The sequence below is a fragment of the Methylovorus sp. MP688 genome (assembly GCF_000183115.1).
Lineage (GTDB): Bacteria > Pseudomonadota > Gammaproteobacteria > Burkholderiales > Methylophilaceae > Methylovorus > Methylovorus glucosotrophus.
Map to the genome: position 1 here is coordinate 1,461,477 of NC_014733.1, position 17,757 is coordinate 1,479,233.

Consider the following 17,757-nt stretch of genomic DNA (forward strand, 5'->3'; position numbering starts at 1 on the left):
CCTGCTGAATGAATGGGAATTTTCAGCTTAATTCAGACCCGCCATGCTGGCTGTCAGGATGCACGTCAAACCCGTGTAAGAATATATGGGGTCTGGGCCTGGCTGTGCTTAACGAGGCTGGAAAATATAATTGGGCGGCAACCACTCTTGTCGCAGGGCATACATGATCAGCTCACGCCTGTCGCGCAACTGCATTTTGCGCATGATGTTGGATTTGGTAACACTGACCGTGCTGGAGCTGATTTTCAGCTCATTGGACATGGATTTCGTGGTCATGCCCTTGATAGTCTTGAGAAATATCTGCATTTCCCGCGAGGACAGGCGCTTGGGATAACGTGATTTTTCAGGCAGTTGCGCGCTGGACTGATGGATGTAGGGAAAATACGAATCGCCAGCGAGTATGGCCTGGATGGCCTTGCACAGCTCGGCGTAATCCGCATCCTTGGTCAGATAGCCTTCGCAGCGGATATCCAGAAAGTGGTCTGCGTATTTCGCATGGTCTGGCCCGTTGATCACCAGCACGGGAATCTTGGGAAACAGCTGCTTGAGGTCAAGCAGGGCTTCCAAGCCGTTTTTGGTGGGCTTGGAGATATCCAGAATGACCAGATTCACCCGCTTCTGGCGGATGATGGCCTCGGCATCGACCACATTCATGGCCTGATCCACGGCATATTGCTTCTGGGTATTACTGATGAGTTGGCACAACAGCTTACGAGTGCCAGAGAAACCATCCACGACAATAATGTGTTTCATAAGACCTTGTATTTACGTTGTGTAGATGGTTTTTACTCTAGTCGCTATTCGAGCTCATCTGCATAAGGAAATCCTTATTCAGGTGTAGGACTCTCTTTATACGAGCGCCAAGCGGACATGAAAAAAGCAAGGCATGCGCCCTGCTTTTCTCTCACAGGTTTTATTACTACAGGTTTCTACAGGTTTAAGTTAAAACCTTACTTGGCTTCAGTACCGGCTAGAAAGTCGAACCCTGACTTTTACCAGTAAGTGGCTGATTTAACAGATAGACAAGTGTATGACGAAGACAAGATGAGGCTTATCGATTAATGTTGACCGCCCTTGCGGCCAGCTTCACGGGCCGACTGGGAGTCAAATTGATGGGCTGTGCCCTTGCGGTGTGCCGCTTGCCCGCCTTTCTGTCCTGCGAGCCGGGCTTCCTGCGAGGTGAATTCATGCGCAGAGCCCTTCTGGTGAGCGGCTTTGCCGCCCATGCTGGCGATCTCTCGCTGCTTGGCGGCGTCCATTGCGGCAAACCCGCGGTTGCTTTGCTTTTGAGCCATGATGTGTCTCCTTTAAGCGATGATTGAAAAACACTCTTCAACAAGAGCGTTCGTTCAGCTTAGGGAGTCAGGCGGGATACCGGCATAAGCGCATGTCCGAATCGGGGGTCAGACATTGTAAATAGGCTGGCGCCGCGCTACGCCAGCGCCAATCGTTAATTCCCGCCTATCATGCTTCCGGCAAGGTTGATCAGCAGGCCGATAAAAGCCACATTGAAAATAAAACTGAGGATGGACTGGGCGGTGACGGCCTTGCGTGTGCTGGTGTTCATCACCGCCACATCCGAGGTCTGCGCCGCCACGGCAATTGTGCTGGCGAAATAAAGAAAATCCCAGTAACTCAGCTCCACGGCATCGTCGGGGAATTTCAGCGGGCGATGCTTTTTGTCTGAAAGATAATACGAGTGGGCGTAATGGAGGGTGAATACCATGCCAACCAGCAGCCAGGAGCCGAAAATGGTAATCGCCGTGAGCGCATAATGCAGCACGCGCGCCGCACGGGTCACATCTTCCAGCGATGCCAGCTCAAAGCCTATCGCCACCAGGCTGAGTATGGAGCCCAGACAGAGCACGGCCAGCACGGCCATGGCGCCTTTGTCTTCCTGCTCGGCAATCCGGCGGATGTCGGCATGGCTGGTGTGCGATATCAGCCAGATGATGAGGATGAGGTAAAACCACACCACGCCATTCCATGTGACCAGCAGGCGCGTGACCAGATCCCAGTCATAAGGCAGCAACAGCCCCATGGCAAGGCCGGCGATGAGCGCCATCAACAGGCGGGGACGACGTTTTAACGGTTCAGGTATCACCATGCTCATGGAAGCTCGCTCGTGAAGTTGCGATCAGAGGGGCCGGTGCGCCTAATCCATATCGGCAGAGTCACACTAGGTCAATGACGGCTCATCGGTTTGCACGCATGCAAACTTACTGCCTTATTCACCGCACCGGCAGGGCATTCTACTCGTTATTGCCGATCAAACACCAGATTGAGGGTAACGGGCACCGCGGTGCTGATCGCAGGCAGCTGAGCGACTTCGCGCAGCTTTTCGATGCCGGCCACCAGCTCAAAATTCGCCGCGTCCACAATCACCGGCTGAATGGTACTGATCAGCAGCTTGTTGTTGCTGAGGCTGGTGACGCGCACCTTGCTGTTGAGCTCCACGGTCTTGCCATGCAAATCGAGCGTAAATTTCAGGCTCTCAATGCGGCTGGTGCCTGCGGGCAGGCTGCTGTAATCATTGGCTGGCGTTTTGCCACTGACCGAGGCGCTGGGGAACATGGCGGTATCAAACAGCATGTTACGCATGCGTTCATCCCGCACGGCGATGCCGGTATCCACACTGGCGAGCTTGATGCTGAGGCTGAAGGCACCGGCATCGCTGATGCTGCCGCTCAGCTCTTTGAAGTGATGGATTTCGGCGATGCTGTTCTTTTTGATGGAAACGAAACTGAGGTCCGAGGCCTGCGGATTCAGCACCCAATCGGCATGTGCGGGCACTGAAAAAGCGGCCAGGGAAAGCAAGGCCAAGGGTAAAAATGCAGCTTTGAGGCGGGAATGAACAACTGACATGAAAGGCTCCGATCGACCAGATGAATAGGGTAATGCTTGCGATCGGATACCGTGCTTCAGATACGCTGCACCGCCTTGGCCAGATAAAACCATTCTTGCCCGCAAGCCGCATCAGGATTGGGGAACAGGATATAGCCCCCCTCCTCTGCATACACGTCTTCGCCACTGCCGCGCGTACCAATCAGCTCGCCCGCCTGCACAACATCAAAGCTGCGCCAGACCTTGACGAAAGTATCCTGATCACTGGCACGATCTACGACCTCGTAAATGCGCAATGATTCCGCCTGGGCTACGGCAGCCGGTGCTGCTTCTCCCGATATTCCCAGATAAGCGAGCGTGTTGAGAATCGCGCGGTAGGCTACCTCCGGCGCAGCGGGGTCGTCATGCTGCCCGCATTCCAGGGTCAGGCCGTAGCCGCCCACCGTGCGCATGTATTCCGTGGTGCCTACGCCATAGCGCAGATCGCTCTCGGCGGCCGGGGTGGCTTCCGGGTTCATGGCCTGCCGCCGTGCAACACCACGCGCATAGGTATCCAGCCAGCCATCGACAAAACGCTGCACGCCGAGATGCCGGGCCAGGCCTTCTTCTTTTGCTGCATGGGAGAAAGGCTCGAGCGGACCGTTGTTATCCAGCGGGCCAATCAGTGCAAACGGCTCGCCATCGGTATGAAACGAATGCAGGTCGAGCAACACCTCATGCTGGGCGAGCAAGGGGCACAGCCAGTTGGCAATGTGGTCTTCAAACTCCACCGGCTGGACATTCGGGAATAAATTGCGATTGAGATTGCGGTCACCACTGCGGCGGTGATGCTGATATGCCAGAGGATTGGTAATCGGCACAAAGGTCACGGAGCCACGCAGTATGGAAATACTGCCCGCTGCGATTTCATCCAGCACGCGCAGAATTGCCTGCGTGCCGCAGGTTTCATTGCCATGTACTGCGCCCAGCACAATCAGCCGTGGCCCTTCTGCCGGTGCTTTAAAAGTTTGCGAATGAAAATACATGCCCGAAGCTTCCAATGGTTAATGGTCTGGCGTTGTTGGCGGCCGCCAGCGGCGCAACAACAAGGCATTGCTGACGACACTCACCGAGCTGAATGCCATGGCAGCCCCCGCTATCACCGGGTTCAGCAGGCCAAAAGCTGCCAGCGGAATGCCTATCACGTTATAGATAAATGCCCAGAACAGGTTTTGCCTGATTTTGCCATAGGTGCGGCGCGAAATGTCGATGGTATCGGCCACCAGCGCGGGATCCGAGCGCATCAGCGTCACGCCTGCCGCGTGCATGGCGACATCGGTGCCGGTGGACATGGCAAAGCTGATATCCGCAGCCGCCAGCGCAGGCGCATCGTTGATGCCATCGCCCACCATGGCCACTACGGCATGGCGTGTTTTAAGGTCCGCAATGCAGGCCGCCTTGGTCTCCGGCGTCTGCTCGGCCAATACGGTTTGAATGCCCACGCGGTCGGCCACGTAATGGGCGCTGCGCGGGTTATCGCCAGTGAGCATCACACTGGCGACATTCAGGCGGTGCAGGCTGGCAATGGCCTGGGCGCTGATAGCCTTGATCTGGTCACCAAACGCGACCAGCCCGAGCAACACCACTCTCCCCACATTGCCGGTTGCCAGCCACGATACGGTATGACCTTGCGCCTGCAAGGCATTCGCAGCCGCCTGCAATGGCGCGAGATCCACACCCAGCGCCTGCATCCAGCGACCATGGCCGAGATACACCGTGCGGCCTTCCACTTCACCCTGCAAGCCCTGGCCGACTTTTTCCTGCAGTTGCGTGACCACCGGCAGGGTAATCTGCTGTTCCTCAGCCGCTGTCAGCAAAGCCACCCCGAGCGGATGCCGGCTCCCCTGCTCCAGGCTGGCGGCCAGCCTGACCAGCGCTTGTGTGTGCTGAGGGTCGTCACCATCGACCGCCCTGGCCGCCATCAAGCGCGGCTTGCCTTCGGTCAGTGTGCCGGTTTTATCAAACACCACGGCATTGATCTGATGTGCAAGCTCCAGCACCTGAGCATCCTTGATCAGAATGCCATGTTTGGCGGCAATGCCCGTCCCCACCATGATGGTGGTTGGCGTCGCCAGGCCCAGTGCACACGGGCAGGCAATCACCAGCACCGCCACGGCATTGAGGATAGCCTGCTCGCCGCTTGCGCCCGCCAGCAGCCAGCCCAGCAAGGTAACAAGCGCGATCACCAACACCACGGGCACAAATACGGCGCTGACCTTGTCCACCAGGCGTTGAATATCGGGTTTGGCAACCTGGGCATCTTCCACCAGCCGGATAATCCGCGCCAGGGTGGATTCGGCGCCTATGGCCGTGGTTTTAACGCACAGCAGGCCATCCAGGTTATACGCGCCACCGGTCACATGGTCGCCCACTCGCTTGTGCAAGGGCATGCTCTCCCCGGTAATCAGGGCTTCATCCACTTGGCCTTCGCCTTCCTGCACCACGCCATCCACCGCAATGCGTTCACCTGGCCGCACAATCACCAAGTCACCCAGACTCACCTGCGCCAGGGGCAAGCTGAGCTCCTTGCCATCGCGTCGCACAATCGCGGTATCGGGACGCAAGGCCTGCAAGGCGCGTATGGCCTCGGTAGTCTGGCGCTTGGCACGGCTTTCCAGCCATTTGCCAAGCAATACCAGGGTAATCACCGCACTGGCCGCTTCAAAATAAAGATGCTCATGCCCCATCAGCAGCATGTAGACCGACAAGCCATAGGCTGCTGTCGTGCCCAGCGCCACCAGCAGGTCCATATTGCCGCTGCGATGCAGCACCGCCTGCCAGGCCGAACGATAGAACGATGCCCCCAGCCAGAGCTGCACCGGCGTGGCCAGCAGCCATTGCAGCCAGCCGGGGAGATTGAAATGAATGCCGACTACCATCAGCAACATGGGCAGTATCAAAGGCACGGTAAACGCGGCGGCCGTGGCGACTTTCCAGCCGCTATGGACTTCTGGCGGCGCAGAAAAAGCAGTTTCGGCCTGAAGTGGCGTCGCAGCATAACCCGCCTTGCTGACCGCTTGCACCACGCGCTCAGCACTGGCCGGGGAGGAAAATTGGATATGGGCACGCTCTGTTGCGAGATTTACGCTGGCCGCGCTCACGCCCTCCACTTTCAGAATGGCTTTTTCCACACGCGCGACGCATGAGGCGCAGGTCATGCCACTGATAGCAACATCAAGCTCGGTTAAAGGGGTATTCGCTTCCGACATGGTACTTTCCAAACAAAGGGAGACGGCGTGACGCCTGCCTTAAGGATACACCCAGGCATCGTCGCTGACGACTTTTGCCGCTGTGCGTTTGGGGATGATGAGAGATTGCCGGGATTGGATGGCGAGGAAAAGAGAATGGCGACCTCAGCCATGCATGACGTGCATATGCGATGTGGAGGCCTATAAATGCAAAACGGCCCCTGAGGGCCGTTTCTCAATTCAGGGCTATTACGCCTTCTGAATGTTCGATGCCTGCTTGCCCTTAGGACCAGTCGTGATGTCGAAACTCACGCGCTCGTTTTCCTTCAGACTCTTGAAGCCATTGCTGGCAATGGCCGAGAAGTGCGCAAACAAGTCTTCGCCTCCATCGTCCGGGGTAATAAAGCCAAAACCTTTTGCATCGTTAAACCACTTCACGGTACCTGTTGCCATTTGCTGTCTCCTGCACTTGATAAAAACATCGCCAAACGATGACGATGGGATGAAATAAAACGTACTACACCGCCAGTGTAGGCCATATTGCCCCTTCTGCCATACAGATTTTTCTGAATCGCCTGTAGGAGAAATCTTTCAAAGGGGGCTTTTTTTCGCTGACAGCCCATTCTGACGGCACTTTCAGCCATTAGACGACAGCCTGCTAAACCCTTGCTAGCTACTATGGCCCGGTGATCAATTGATCCAAAACAGCAAAAAAATCAAATAAACGAAAGGAAGCACCATGAATTGGGACCAAATCGAAGGTAACTGGAAACAACTGACCGGCAAAGTCCGTCAGCAATGGGGAAAACTGACCGATGATCATCTAGAGGAGATCAAAGGCAACAAGGACATGCTCGCAGGCAAGCTGCAAGAACTCTACGGCATCTCGAAAGAAGAAGCCGAAGCCCAGATCGAAAAGTTTCGCAACAACTAACGATTGCGTTACCCCCTTAATCACTGGAGCAACATGATGAATATCGGACACAAAATGGCATTGGGTGGCTTGCTGGCCATGCTGATGAGCAGCCAGGCCTGGTCGCAGGTCATTACCAAAGCCGAATATGAAGATGGCAAGAACCGCGTAAACGCCGTTTACGACCAGGAGAAAAAAGCCTGTGGCAAGCTTTCAGGCAACCAGGAAGACGTTTGCAAGGCCGAGGCAAAAGCCAAGCGTGAAGCTGGCCTGGCTGATCTCGATGCCAACCTGAAAGGCACACTCGATGCCCGTATCTCGGCAGAAGAAGAAAAGGTCAAAGGCACCTATGAAGTAGCCAAAGAAAGATGCGACGATTACAACGGCGATGCCAAGGACCTGTGCCTGACCAAAGCCAAGGCAGATCGCAGCACCGGCATGGCCAATGTAGATGCCACTCGCAAGACACTGGAAGCCCGTCAGGAAGCCGCAGAAAAGAAAATGGAATCTGACTACGAAGTAGCCCTGAAAAAATGCGATAGCTACGCAGGTGATGTGAAGTCCAGCTGCAAGGACAAAGCCAAAGCGGATTACCGTCAGTAAGCTTCAGCCTTCTCAAGCTTTCTATAGTTAAAAAAACCGGCATTTGCCGGTTTTTTTATGCGCTATTTAATTGCTCAATCCCTACCCTTTTCCCAGGTAATCCATATCAAGCCCATAGCTGTACGCGCCCTTCATCGCTATTGGGACTTCAAGTTCCAGTTCATGCCTGGTCACCAACCTGACCAGCTCAGCCTTATCGTTGATGGCAAGCTTGGCGTAGATACCCCGCAAATAATGGCGCACGGTGGCAGGAGACAAGCCGGTCTCAGCCGCAATTTCCTTATACGAATGCGCTTGTGCAAAGCCTAGTGCCACCTCGCGCTCGCGTCTGCTCAGTTTGTCCAGCGGCGATGGTCGCCCGATATCCAGCCTTGTCAGGCCGCCGGCCTGCTGCTGGTTTAGGTAAATGCCGATGGGTAGCTGGATGGACGATACCGGGTTGCTAACCAGCATATCCACTAAGGCATGTGGCAAGCGACCGCCACGCCAGGAAGGCCATACCTGGCTCACAAACTCGGCAAAGGCACTGTCGGCATAAACAATGCTGCCGCGGCGATCAACATAGGCACTCGCCTTGTCTTGCCATTTGTTTGGCAGGCGCGTGCGCTCGATATCTGCCAGCAGATTGGTGCGCCAGCAGGAGTACAAATGCGGCGTGAGCCACTGCTTCAGCCGGATATCGCCAGCCTCAAAGGCCCGTGCGCGGCTACCAGAGCGAAACAGGGAAATAAACAGAAAGGAGGTGCAGTCTGGCAGGAATACCGAAGTACACAATGCCTGACTGAGATCATGCCCGGTATTGAGATCGGCGAGCCCAGGGGTTGAGTGCAGAGCCTGCCGGTTGAAATGCACCGTGGTTCGGGGCTGAACATGGACATCGTGTGCGAGCGCATCGTCATTCTTGACCGCATTCCAGTGCTCCTCGAACGCCAAGGGTAGCTCATGGCGGTAGGAGCTAAGCAAGTCGAACCCGGCCTTGCCAGGCGACATGATGCCCCACCAGGCCCGATCAAACCCGATCACGCGCTCCAGATGTTTGAGCGCTTCTTGCTGAAAAACACGGGGACTCGCGGTCACGGCCGTCTGATACAAATCCGCCAACAGCGCATTGCCAGATGTGAAATCCATTTTCAAACATTCCCCTTCTGCAGGTTGTGAAAGCCTTCTCTTCTCGCAGATCATCCTTTAATCCACGCCCTTAATCAATTATGTGGACCTGCAGGCGAAGCAGCACCTACCCCTGCATTTGCAGGATGTTCACGTAGCATCCCCATCGCCATACTCCTGTCTGGAGTTGGCTTTAGCCATCCTCAAACGCGCAGGCAACTGATAATCGGGAGAAAAAATGCCGACCAAAAAATCCATGCAAGTTTATGTGGTCAGGACGTGGTTCCTGCTGAATGTATTCGTGGCGCTTTATCCGCCCTTGTACTGGGCAGCTAGCGAGCATCGCGAACTGATCCTGGGTCTGCCTGCGACCTTTGTCTACTTCACCGCGGTCAGCCTCTCCATTACACTGAGTATTCTCTATGCCTTTTGGCAGGATGCCGCAAACGGAGAGCTGACATCATGATCATCACGTTCGGGATGATACTGGTGTTCTTTGCGGGCCTGATTGTCATACTTCAGCGCATCAGGCTGGACGATAGCTCGTTTTCCAACTATGCCGTTGGCGACCGCTCCTTTGGCGCACGTTATCAGGCTATGTCGTTTCTCAATACCTGGTACCCGGGCGCCATGTTCACGGCCTTCGGCGGCATGGCAGCAGCGAGCGGCATTATTTCATTCTACGTGCTGAGCTATAGCCTTTTGACGGTGATGCTGATGTACATGATGGCCAAGCCAGTATGGATGTGGGGCAAAGCCTTTGACCTGAAGACGCAGCCTGATCTTTTTTCCTTGCGTTACAACTCGCGCCACATCCGCACCATTGCCGCTGTCATTGGCATCATCTCAGGCATTCCGTGGCTGATTCTCGGCATGCAGGCACTGGGTGAAATGTTCCGCTTCCTCTCTTTGGGCACGTTGACGTTTTCGCAGGCCGTGATATTGGGGGTGGTTGTAATCGCCTTCCGGCAGATATGGACAGTGCGCATCGGCATGCGTGGCGTCGTGATTTCCGATTTCTACCAAGGCATGGTGGCTTACCTGATAGGCACCGCCATGCTGATCGGGCTAATCGCCTGGCTGATCATGGCCAAGGGCATCCATTTCTCTAGCCTCGATGCAGCCCGATTCACGCTTCCTGGCCCTGGCTCTCAAGAAGGCCCGTTGTTTCTGTTCAGCCTGGTATTGACTGGCGCCCTGGGCGGATGGTGCTGGCCCTATATTTTCGTGCGCCTGTTTACCGCCAACGGGGTCGCCAGCCTGAAAAAATCGGCCGCCCTGGCGATTCCCCTCTCCTTCATTTTTTGTCTTGCCTTGCTCATTTTCGGCATGCTGGCTGGCATGCTGCCGTCTGCCAGCGGCCACCCTGATGCTGTCTGGTTCATCGCATCGCAAGAAGCAGGAGGATTAATACTGCTGGGCCTGGCAGGCACGGTCCTGCTGGCCGCCTCCATGGGCCATATTGATGGCAACATCCAGGCGACAGGAGCTCAGATAGCCAACGACCTGCTAGGTAACTACTTCACGCTCAGCACCCGGCAACTGATTGTCATCTCCAAAACCGGCATGCTGCTACTCACCCTGCTGGCATCCTGGCTCTCATGCATGACCCTGCCCGCCCTCTTCTCACTCGCCGTTCTGGCTTACCAAGGGATTATCCAGCTAGCAGTCCCGCAATTCCTGGGAATATTCTGGAAACGCGGCAACAAATATGGCGCCATGGCCAGTATGTCCATCGGCTTTGCCGTAGCTGTCACGCTGGAGCTGATGTATCACGGCAAACTCCCTTGGGCATACGGCCTGACGTCCGGCGCAGTCGCGCTCATCGTGAATGTCATCGTCTACGTGCTATTGGCTTATCTGATTCCGCAAAGCGCATCTGAAAAAGCACGCGTAACGGCATTATTCGAGCTGGTCGGAACTAAAAAAGTCATTCGTTCACATGCCGAGGACCGCCTTAACAGAGACCTTATCAATCATTTACCAAGCGATGGCGAAACGCGTAGCGGATGAGTTCATAGTTAAGCTATATCAGCAGACTGCATAATTAGCTGATTTTACAATCATGCTCCTCTAATCAAAGCCATAAATTACTGATTAGTTTTCGGTTTCCGGCATCTTATACATTCAGAGCAGCCGACACTTTCTTGTAGATCTGGTCGCGAAATCATGACGCAAGGCATGCACCAAGGCATAAGCCCCCCCAAGTTTTTGTAGCCAGGGGCCGCCTACCAGCCCCGCCCACACCAGTGGACGCATGCCGCCCAGAGGCCTCTTGTTTTGCTGTTCTCAAAACCGTTCCAGAACGGCTGCTCAATATCCAGCCCATAAAAATGCTGGGCCAGCCGGTATTCCAGCCCCTCAATATCCGCCGATGCGCCGAGGTCCAGTGGCCGGGCAAAGCCCAGGCCCATATAGCCCTGTTCGGCCCCCAGTTGCCGGGCCGTTTCACGCAGAAAGCGGCCAAAGACGTCCCGCTGGGTGTGCCACCATGTCAGAGTAAAGTCAAAGCGCAGGTTGTTGTAATCTTCTGTGTTATTCGCCAGTCTTACTTTGGAAGACAAGGCGAACTCGGGGGAGTCGGTGATGGCTTTTTCGCTGGTAAATCCATAATTGATATTTCTGTCCTTGCATGCTTCAGTATAGGCATGCCAGTCCTGCGGCAAGCGTTTGCCGCCAAAGGGATGGGGCCGGGAGGAATCAGGGTGTTCTGCCGTCACGAACTTGTTGCCTATCATGGCATTGAAGCGCTCTATGCAATCGACCACGATATGCGCTTTGTCCCGGGCCTCGCGGGCGGTGCCGGAGCGGAAGTACAGGGTGGCGAAGCAGCCTGTGCCTAACCATTGGGTGCGGCCATCTGGGAAATCCCATCCCCATACGGTATTCGGGTCTTCAAGTAAATCTGCAATTTTGCGGGGCAGTTTGTCCTGATCGAAATTCATCCTTATTTACCTCTTCCACGTTTTTGATGATTATCTCGCCCCCGTGTCGCATCCCGTCCATCCCGCGTCTTTGGCCGCAGGCTGACATGCAGGTCTTCCGGCACCCGCATCAGGGCGACGCGGTGTTCTTCCACCAACTTGGAATAATCTTCCAGCCGTTTTTTTCGAATGGGATCATTGGGGAATTTGATTTCCACCACGGCAAACACATTGTCACGCGGGGTGAGCGCGGCCGGTTGATGGCGGTTTTCTGCAATGGTCAGGTCGGGGATGAGCGCCCCTCTGGGTACCGGCCAGAAGGTAAACGGCAGATTGCCCACCCGCTTCGGCCGGGTGGGCGGGGCTGCATTCAGATAAGGGGCTTTGGTATCCGGGTTATAGGCCAGCTCCGCTTTCAGCGGGCTTTTCCAGTCCAGAATCGCATCCACGGTTTCAAAGCAAACGCAATGGCCGTGTATTGACGCAAGGCCACTTCTTAATGGTGCGGTGACGCAGTTCGCCACTAGCGCTCACCATCGTGCGCAGTCGCCGTGGCACGATTTGATCGGATGCTCGTTTGCCAGCTTAACCACATGGCTGATCGGCAGGCGGAATGGGATATTCTGCGATTAATGAAGGGGCGAAAGGTGGCTTGGTCACGCACTTCGGATTGGGTGCGCCATTTGCGTGGGTATTGCCACCGGAGTCAACACGAGCCAGCTGGCTCGATTTCACATCAATCTCCTATGCTTGAGATTGTCCAGCACAGCTTCTTTGAGAAAGGCTTTATATTGGGCTACTGCCTTTGGGCCAGTTCAGCGGCATCCACCATCGCCTGGGCAGCTTGATATGCTTCATAGGCACGCCACGGCCAATAACCCCCGCCTCAATGGCCATTTCGATCATGGCGATGACTAATGCACCCATTACAAGCCCCCTCCGCATCATTCGCCGCAAGGAAGGCGTCCAGGTCTGCCGGATCAGGAGGAGCGTTTCCGTGCGCTGACTCGGCACCGACAAGCCATTTATCTTCGCCTGATAATTCTCGGTGATGCCGGCTGATCCACCCGCAGGGGCGCCATTTCCGCGACGATGTTTTCTGGGAGGTCGGTGTAAAGAGATACTCGCCCAGGCCTTGATCGTCCGTCACCCCGCCAACGCTCTGCCCCTCCTCCGTGGTCTGACCCGATAGCGATGCCCGGCGAAATGTGTTTGTTCTGCCTCTGGAAGCTGATTTTTATTGAACTGGTAGCGGCCAAGTGGATGGTTGAGACTGATGGGCACCTCCGGCATCACCACCGGCAATGTTTTGGGGCCATCCATCCCATGCTGATTGGCATGGACTTTCCAGCTGCCTGCCGTGCCGCTCTCAATGCCGCTGGCGCTCCAGCGGGTGTAGCTGCCGCCTGCGTTCACCACGATTTCCTGTTTGGCGTTGAAGGTGATGTTTTCTGCGGTGTGGCGAATGTCCAGATTGGCGACCATGTCGATGCTGTGTTTGAGGGCTTGGATATCGATGCTCTCTTGTGCCGAAATGAGCTTGATGCCCGCCTTGTACGCAAACAGCCGTATCGCCTCACGTACACTGGCGATGAGGCTGCGATTGGCACTCAAGCTGACATTGCTGCCCGTGGTAATGGCATGGTCTTCGCCACTGTGCTGATGGGTGCTACCGGGGGTGGTGCTGGCAATGCCAGCGGGGCTAGCCATGACGAGGTGCGGTTGCTGCAGTTCGAGGAAGGCGGTGTCGTTGGAGTTTGTATTGCTGGTATTGCTGCTCTTGTTGCCGGTAATACCGTCATTCTGCCCCTGCAGCCGTTCGCTCACCCTGGGCTGGTCGTCGTTGTCCTGCGCCTGGTGCTGGCTGGCGAGCTGGCCCAGGTCGGCATGCTGGGCTTGTGCCTGTGTGAGACGTGCTGTGGTCTCGCTGAGGTCGGTGAGGTGGTTCTGGGCTTCTCTTCTCGCTTCGGTGGTGAGGATAAGGCCTTGTCTGGCGCGAATCGCCCCATGCCCATCGGTGCGGAGTTCCAGGCCTTCACCCCGGTAATCCAGCCGTCCGGCATTGCCGTCGATACGGGTGATATGCCCCAGGCTTAGGGAGGAGCTGTCATGGTCGCTCTTGAGCTGCAGCTGGATCTTGCCATCAGTGTCATCGAGGATGAGATGATTGCTGCGGCCGGCAGCGCCATTGCCCCCACCGGGGATGAGCTCGCGCGAGCGGATGCCACTCAAGGCTTGCTGAGCCGGGAGCTGCCACGGCGGCAGGTTGAGCTGGTTGTAGAGACGGCCGGTACATACCGGCAAGTCAGGATCCCCGCCGAGGAAGTCAATCAGCACTTCTTCGCCTATGCGCGGCAGGTGCATGGCGCCCAGCTGATTGCCTGCCCAGGCTTGCGATACCCGGACCCAGCAACTGCTGTGCTGGTTCTTCAGCCCATAGCGGTCCCAGGGGAACTGCACCTTGATACGACCGTACTGGTCGGTGTAGAGATTGCTCTCGGCGGTGTCGCCCGTAGGTCCGGTGACGAGGGCGGTCTCGGGGCCATGGGTGCGTGGCTTGTGGCCGGGGGCATGCGGCAGCAGCACATCGGGGCGCAGCACTTCGCGGGTGGGCTGGCCGCTGAAGTGGGTCTCCATGCGCCAGGTGCCGGTGAGTTCGCCTGTCAGCGCGCCACTGCTGCTATCGACGAGGGCGGACTGGATGGCGCTGAGCCCAGCGCCACTGCCGTGGCTTGCATTTCCTCCTGTCTTTCCGACGGTCTTGCCAACCGTCTCTTCACTCACATTCTCAATCAGCAAGGTGGTGCTGAGGATGAGGTACTCCTGATTGGCCTTTGCTCTGGGATGTTCTTTGAGGGTAAAGGTATGGCCAGGCACGACACCCCGGATATGGCCTTCGCCGGCCACCCGGTGGCCGGGCTGGCGCAGGGCTTCCATGCGCAGCCGGGCCAAGAGCTCACCTTGCGGCTCGGTCTGGTTGGCTTCGCGGTCCATGCCGGCATTGGGCTGGCTGTAGTCACTGCCATGGTCAGCGCGCCATTGGTAGACCTCGTTATCGCCATGGGCAGTATTGCGCGGCTGGGCATTACGCGCGGCAAGCTCGGCCCGGGGACGGGTGTAGTCGTAATCGCGGCTGGCATAGACGCCTGAGGTCAGTTGCTCGGCATCGCTGAAGTGGTGCAGGTACTCTGCATCGGTCTTATGGTCTGGTGGGTAATAGGCAATGGTGTGATAGCCACTGGCCGGGTCATCGGGCTGGAATGGCGTATAGGCGCCATTGTGATCGGCCAGTACCAGGGTATGGCGCCCGTCGTCATGGCGGAAATGAAAGCTGATGCCCCACTCCCGCCACAACCGGGTGAGGAAGGCAAAGTCGGATTCGTTGTATTGCACGCTGTGGTCCCGGGCGGGATAGGTCTCGATCAGCCGCTTCTCCAGCGCATAGGGATAGTCCGCCAGTACGGCTTCGGTGATCTCGACCACGGTCTGGTCCTGGAACACCTTGCAGTCGGTGGTGAGGGTGGCGAGGTGGAGCCAGGGGCGTAGCGTAATGACATAGAGCGCGTGGCGGCTGTCTTCGCCAGCGTGGCGTATGTCGGTGATGAGTCCACTGACATACCGTGTGCCTGCCCCCTGATTCGCCATGCCGAGATCGCCCAGCGCACCGGGCAGGAACTGGCCGTGGCCTTCGAGGCTGATGCCGCAGGTCAATACTTGCCCCATCAGCGGACCGAAGTCGAGATCACTGCCGACTTCCCCCAGACGGCTACGCGCCGTGAGCTGGTAGTCAAACAGGGTGTTGATGCCCTCCCGCCCTTCCAGGCGGACAGGCTCCAGCCCATCGGGCAGGATCTGATGGAGTGCGGGACATTGCAGGGTAAGCAGGCGACGGGAGGATAACAGCGAGGGCAGCATGACAGGGAATCCGGGGCTAAAGGCGGGTTCGATCATGCACAGGATTGCGAAATCAGGGAATTGCCCTTAAGGGCGAACCACGGTCAGTGGCGCATCAAGAAAAAAGATTATGTGCGTAAAAACATAACCTTGAAGGTGAATGTCAGGTATTTAGAAGGCGATGGCGGAACGCGTAGCTGATCAGTTCGGCGTTGTTGCTGCAGTGCATTTTGCGCAGAATTTTGCAGCGGAAAACGCTGACCGAGCTGACGCTGATCAGGAGTTCACGCGCGACGGAGGGTATGGATTTACCCGAGGTGAGTTTGAAGAACACCTGTCGCTCACGCGCGGAGAGATCGATGTGGGGCAGATGGACGGCGTCGGGGGTATTACGCCCCGAAGGTTCTGCGACAGGTTTGCTGGAGAGGAGCGCAGCCGCGGCCTGCAAGATGGCATGTTTGCTGGCATCGCGGGGGATATAGGCGCGACACCCCAAGCGTACATAGTGATTGCGCAATGCGGCATCCCCTGGGCCGCCTACGATCAGGCATGGCAAGTCAGGGAAGTCGTGCATGAGGTCGCACAGGGTTTCCAGGCCGTTCTTGGCCGGGTCGGAGATATCAATCAGCAACAAGTCTGGGGGAATGACAGCATGCGCGGCGGCTACTGCGCTAGTGGCAGATTCAGTGACTCTGAATTCACCTGTGGCTTCGAGCAGTTGTCTCAGGGCGTATCGGCTGACGCGATATCCATTCACCAACATGACATTGTGTATGCGCATTGAGCCTCCTTTTGCCGCATTTGCGAGGGGATGCATTCAATACCAGCATACGCCGCGAGCTCTGCTGTGGCTGTAGGCGTAATGCCATTCTGTTGTAGGAAATGGCCTTCGGATTGCTGTGACGGCGGATGGCCGCGAGCGATTACCAGTAGGTCTCGGTGGTGATGTGGCCGGGTTCGCGCCTTCTGTGCTTCTTGAGTCCACGCGTGGCGAGCAGGCTTTGCATATCTTCGACCATTTGCGGATTGCCACAGAGGATGATCTGGCTATGCTCGGGACTTAGCGTGGTTTGGGCATGCTGTTCCAGACGGCCATCTTGCAGAGCCTGCTGGATGCGGCATGGCAAGCCGATGTCGGAGGCTTCCCGCGTTACCAGCGGCACAAAGTGCAAACGGCCCGGATGCGCAGCCATGAGCGCCTGTATGCGCTCCAGATAGGCGAGATCGTGCTGATAGCGTACCGAGTACACCAGCACGGCATGTTCATATTGCTGCCACAAACGTTCCGTGCCGAGCATGGAAAGAAACGGCCCTATGCCGGTGCCACTCGCGATCAGCCACAGATCGCGGGCGGCGGGAATCTCATCCAGCGTCATGAAGCCATGGGCGGTGGGCGACAGCTGGACGACATCGCCGGGTTTCAAGGGCACCAGATGCGGACTGAGCTTGCCCTCTGGCACTTCAATGTAAAAAATCTCCAGCGGCCGTTGCTGCGGTGGGTTCACCAGCGAATAAGGATGCGCGACCACCTCGCCCTCTATGTCCAGCCCCAGTTTCACAAACTGCCCGGCGGCAAAAGGTGCCAGATCGGCTTCAATGTAAAGCGTATGCAGATAGGCATTCCAGTGTTTGTGCTCCACTACCCTGCCTTGTATCCATGTCGCCATTGCTAATCCTTAAAACGAAAATGGTGATGCAGAGATGACCGCAACACCTTCAATTATTCCTACTTTTATTACGGACTATTCCCTATAAAAAACAATGCATAATCGATGCATTCTGACACTTCACCTTACGATAAGGAAAGGAGTTTTATCATGCCTAGAGGCGCATCTCCCAAGCGGGAACACGAGTTTGAAAAGCTCAAGCACCAGTTTCAGCATGATCATCGCTACCCCGGGCGCGAAGAGGAAGTGGCAGCCCGCATTGTGAATAAACAGCGTAGCGAGGCAGGCGAAACCAAATCTTCCAGCGGCAAATCCGCCAACCCAGCAGGTTCCGCTCGGGCTTCTACGCGCAAAACTTCGCGCACCAGCGCATCTTCCCGCAAATCAGCCAATGCCCATACGGGTAACCCGCGGCTGTCGGTCAAGGAGTATGCCGGGCTTACCATCCCGGAAGTGTCCTCGCGACTGGCTACGCTGACCTTGTCGCAAATTCGTCGCTTGCGCGATTATGAGCTGGCCCACAAGCACCGCAAAGGCATGCTGGAAAAGCTTAACCGCAAGCTGGTGCATTAACGCGC

19 protein-coding genes are annotated in these 17,757 nt (G+C 56.5%); 5 read left to right on the forward strand and 14 right to left on the reverse strand.

Annotated elements, in window-relative coordinates; genetic code table 11:
* Positions 1-108 precede the first annotated feature (108 nt).
* The 7 genes from MPQ_RS06970 to MPQ_RS07000 all read right to left on the reverse strand — a co-directional run bounded on the left by MPQ_RS06970 (position 109) and on the right by MPQ_RS07000 (position 6,524).
* Positions 109-753: a response regulator transcription factor gene (locus tag MPQ_RS06970; RefSeq protein ID WP_013442204.1), complete on the reverse strand. Its 645-nt coding sequence runs from the start codon at positions 751-753 to the stop codon at positions 109-111.
* 305 nt (positions 754-1,058) lie between these two features.
* A complete protein-coding gene (locus MPQ_RS06975; RefSeq protein WP_013442205.1) occupies positions 1,059-1,295 on the reverse strand; it encodes a KGG domain-containing protein in 237 nt (78 codons plus the stop codon).
* Positions 1,296-1,450: 155 nt separating this feature from the next.
* Positions 1,451-2,113, reverse strand: a complete 663-nt coding sequence (locus tag MPQ_RS06980; RefSeq protein ID WP_013442206.1) for a DUF1345 domain-containing protein — start codon at positions 2,111-2,113, stop codon at positions 1,451-1,453.
* A 146-nt stretch (positions 2,114-2,259) separates the two neighbouring features.
* Positions 2,260-2,865 carry a YceI family protein gene (locus tag MPQ_RS06985; RefSeq protein ID WP_013442207.1) on the reverse strand — a complete coding sequence of 202 codons (606 nt, stop codon included), beginning with the start codon at positions 2,863-2,865 and terminating at the stop codon, positions 2,260-2,262.
* 56 nt (positions 2,866-2,921) lie between these two features.
* Positions 2,922-3,869 carry a succinylglutamate desuccinylase/aspartoacylase family protein gene (locus MPQ_RS06990; RefSeq protein ID WP_013442208.1) on the reverse strand — a complete coding sequence of 316 codons (948 nt, stop codon included), beginning with the start codon at positions 3,867-3,869 and terminating at the stop codon, positions 2,922-2,924.
* An 18-nt stretch (positions 3,870-3,887) separates the two neighbouring features.
* Complete coding sequence (locus tag MPQ_RS06995; protein WP_013442209.1) at positions 3,888-6,092, reverse strand: cation-translocating P-type ATPase; 2,205 nt, start codon at positions 6,090-6,092, stop codon at positions 3,888-3,890.
* A gap of 228 nt (positions 6,093-6,320) precedes the next feature.
* Positions 6,321-6,524 carry a cold-shock protein gene (locus tag MPQ_RS07000; RefSeq protein ID WP_013442210.1) on the reverse strand — a complete coding sequence of 68 codons (204 nt, stop codon included), beginning with the start codon at positions 6,522-6,524 and terminating at the stop codon, positions 6,321-6,323.
* A gap of 286 nt (positions 6,525-6,810) precedes the next feature.
* Here MPQ_RS07000 and MPQ_RS07005 point away from each other — a divergent pair, with 286 nt between their 5' ends.
* Together MPQ_RS07005 and MPQ_RS07010 are read left to right on the forward strand one after the other, a co-directional pair.
* Positions 6,811-7,005, forward strand: coding sequence for a CsbD family protein (locus MPQ_RS07005; RefSeq protein ID WP_013442211.1), 195 nt, complete (start codon positions 6,811-6,813; stop codon positions 7,003-7,005).
* A gap of 33 nt (positions 7,006-7,038) precedes the next feature.
* Entirely contained in the window at positions 7,039-7,587 is a 549-nt protein-coding gene (locus MPQ_RS07010; RefSeq protein WP_013442212.1) for a hypothetical protein, read from the forward strand.
* A gap of 81 nt (positions 7,588-7,668) precedes the next feature.
* On the opposite strand, the gene MPQ_RS07015 is transcribed toward MPQ_RS07010, so the two are convergent.
* Positions 7,669-8,715 (reverse strand): response regulator transcription factor, encoded by a 1,047-nt coding sequence (locus MPQ_RS07015; protein WP_013442213.1) that lies wholly within the window; start codon positions 8,713-8,715, stop codon positions 7,669-7,671.
* 217 nt (positions 8,716-8,932) lie between these two features.
* On the opposite strand from MPQ_RS07015, the gene MPQ_RS07020 reads away from it, so the two are divergent.
* Both MPQ_RS07020 and MPQ_RS07025 read left to right on the forward strand, forming a co-directional pair.
* Complete coding sequence (locus MPQ_RS07020) at positions 8,933-9,160, forward strand: hypothetical protein (protein WP_013442214.1); 228 nt, start codon at positions 8,933-8,935, stop codon at positions 9,158-9,160.
* Complete coding sequence (locus MPQ_RS07025; RefSeq protein WP_013442215.1) at positions 9,157-10,707, forward strand: sodium:solute symporter; 1,551 nt, start codon at positions 9,157-9,159, stop codon at positions 10,705-10,707. Before MPQ_RS07020 ends, MPQ_RS07025 begins: the two co-directional genes overlap by 4 nt.
* 215 nt (positions 10,708-10,922) lie before the next feature.
* Here MPQ_RS07025 and MPQ_RS07030 read toward each other — a convergent pair whose 3' ends face one another.
* From MPQ_RS07030 to MPQ_RS07050, 6 genes are all read right to left on the reverse strand, one after another.
* Positions 10,923-11,639 carry a type VI immunity family protein gene (locus MPQ_RS07030; RefSeq protein WP_013442216.1) on the reverse strand — a complete coding sequence of 239 codons (717 nt, stop codon included), beginning with the start codon at positions 11,637-11,639 and terminating at the stop codon, positions 10,923-10,925.
* Positions 11,640-11,641: 2 nt separating this feature from the next.
* Entirely contained in the window at positions 11,642-12,142 is a 501-nt protein-coding gene (locus tag MPQ_RS07035; RefSeq protein ID WP_148225270.1) for a VRR-NUC domain-containing protein, read from the reverse strand.
* A 262-nt stretch (positions 12,143-12,404) separates the two neighbouring features.
* On the reverse strand, positions 12,405-12,545 hold the full coding sequence (locus MPQ_RS13940) for a hypothetical protein (protein ID WP_013442218.1): 141 nt from the start codon (positions 12,543-12,545) through the stop codon (positions 12,405-12,407).
* A gap of 219 nt (positions 12,546-12,764) precedes the next feature.
* On the reverse strand, positions 12,765-15,569 hold the full coding sequence (locus tag MPQ_RS07040) for a type VI secretion system Vgr family protein (RefSeq protein ID WP_238525286.1): 2,805 nt from the start codon (positions 15,567-15,569) through the stop codon (positions 12,765-12,767).
* A gap of 106 nt (positions 15,570-15,675) precedes the next feature.
* A complete protein-coding gene (locus MPQ_RS07045; RefSeq protein ID WP_013442220.1) occupies positions 15,676-16,293 on the reverse strand; it encodes a response regulator transcription factor in 618 nt (205 codons plus the stop codon).
* A 142-nt stretch (positions 16,294-16,435) separates the two neighbouring features.
* Positions 16,436-17,179, reverse strand: a complete 744-nt coding sequence (locus MPQ_RS07050; RefSeq protein WP_013442221.1) for a ferredoxin--NADP reductase — start codon at positions 17,177-17,179, stop codon at positions 16,436-16,438.
* Between the two features lie 150 nt (positions 17,180-17,329).
* Here MPQ_RS07050 and MPQ_RS07055 point away from each other — a divergent pair, with 150 nt between their 5' ends.
* On the forward strand, positions 17,330-17,752 hold the full coding sequence (locus tag MPQ_RS07055; protein ID WP_013442222.1) for a hypothetical protein: 423 nt from the start codon (positions 17,330-17,332) through the stop codon (positions 17,750-17,752).
* Positions 17,753-17,757: the final 5 nt, after the last annotated feature.

Bases quoted from the DNA above. Each gene is read 5' to 3' on its own strand.
- MPQ_RS06970 (WP_013442204.1), bottom strand. From the start codon at position 753: ATGAAACACATTATTGTCGTGGATGGTTTCTCTGGCACTCGTAAGCTG.
- MPQ_RS06975 (WP_013442205.1), bottom strand. From the start codon at position 1,295: ATGGCTCAAAAGCAAAGCAACCGCGGGTTTGCCGCAATGGACGCCGCC.
- MPQ_RS06980 (WP_013442206.1), bottom strand. From the start codon at position 2,113: ATGAGCATGGTGATACCTGAACCGTTAAAACGTCGTCCCCGCCTGTTG.
- MPQ_RS06985 (WP_013442207.1), bottom strand. From the start codon at position 2,865: ATGTCAGTTGTTCATTCCCGCCTCAAAGCTGCATTTTTACCCTTGGCC.
- MPQ_RS06990 (WP_013442208.1), bottom strand. From the start codon at position 3,869: ATGTATTTTCATTCGCAAACTTTTAAAGCACCGGCAGAAGGGCCACGG.
- MPQ_RS06995 (WP_013442209.1), bottom strand. From the start codon at position 6,092: ATGTCGGAAGCGAATACCCCTTTAACCGAGCTTGATGTTGCTATCAGT.
- MPQ_RS07000 (WP_013442210.1), bottom strand. From the start codon at position 6,524: ATGGCAACAGGTACCGTGAAGTGGTTTAACGATGCAAAAGGTTTTGGC.
- MPQ_RS07005 (WP_013442211.1), top strand. From the start codon at position 6,811: ATGAATTGGGACCAAATCGAAGGTAACTGGAAACAACTGACCGGCAAA.
- MPQ_RS07010 (WP_013442212.1), top strand. From the start codon at position 7,039: ATGATGAATATCGGACACAAAATGGCATTGGGTGGCTTGCTGGCCATG.
- MPQ_RS07015 (WP_013442213.1), bottom strand. From the start codon at position 8,715: ATGGATTTCACATCTGGCAATGCGCTGTTGGCGGATTTGTATCAGACG.
- MPQ_RS07020 (WP_013442214.1), top strand. From the start codon at position 8,933: ATGCCGACCAAAAAATCCATGCAAGTTTATGTGGTCAGGACGTGGTTC.
- MPQ_RS07025 (WP_013442215.1), top strand. From the start codon at position 9,157: ATGATCATCACGTTCGGGATGATACTGGTGTTCTTTGCGGGCCTGATT.
- MPQ_RS07030 (WP_013442216.1), bottom strand. From the start codon at position 11,639: ATGAATTTCGATCAGGACAAACTGCCCCGCAAAATTGCAGATTTACTT.
- MPQ_RS13940 (WP_013442218.1), bottom strand. From the start codon at position 12,545: ATGGGTGCATTAGTCATCGCCATGATCGAAATGGCCATTGAGGCGGGG.
- MPQ_RS07040 (WP_238525286.1), bottom strand. From the start codon at position 15,569: ATGATCGAACCCGCCTTTAGCCCCGGATTCCCTGTCATGCTGCCCTCG.
- MPQ_RS07045 (WP_013442220.1), bottom strand. From the start codon at position 16,293: ATGCGCATACACAATGTCATGTTGGTGAATGGATATCGCGTCAGCCGA.
- MPQ_RS07050 (WP_013442221.1), bottom strand. From the start codon at position 17,179: ATGGCGACATGGATACAAGGCAGGGTAGTGGAGCACAAACACTGGAAT.
- MPQ_RS07055 (WP_013442222.1), top strand. From the start codon at position 17,330: ATGCCTAGAGGCGCATCTCCCAAGCGGGAACACGAGTTTGAAAAGCTC.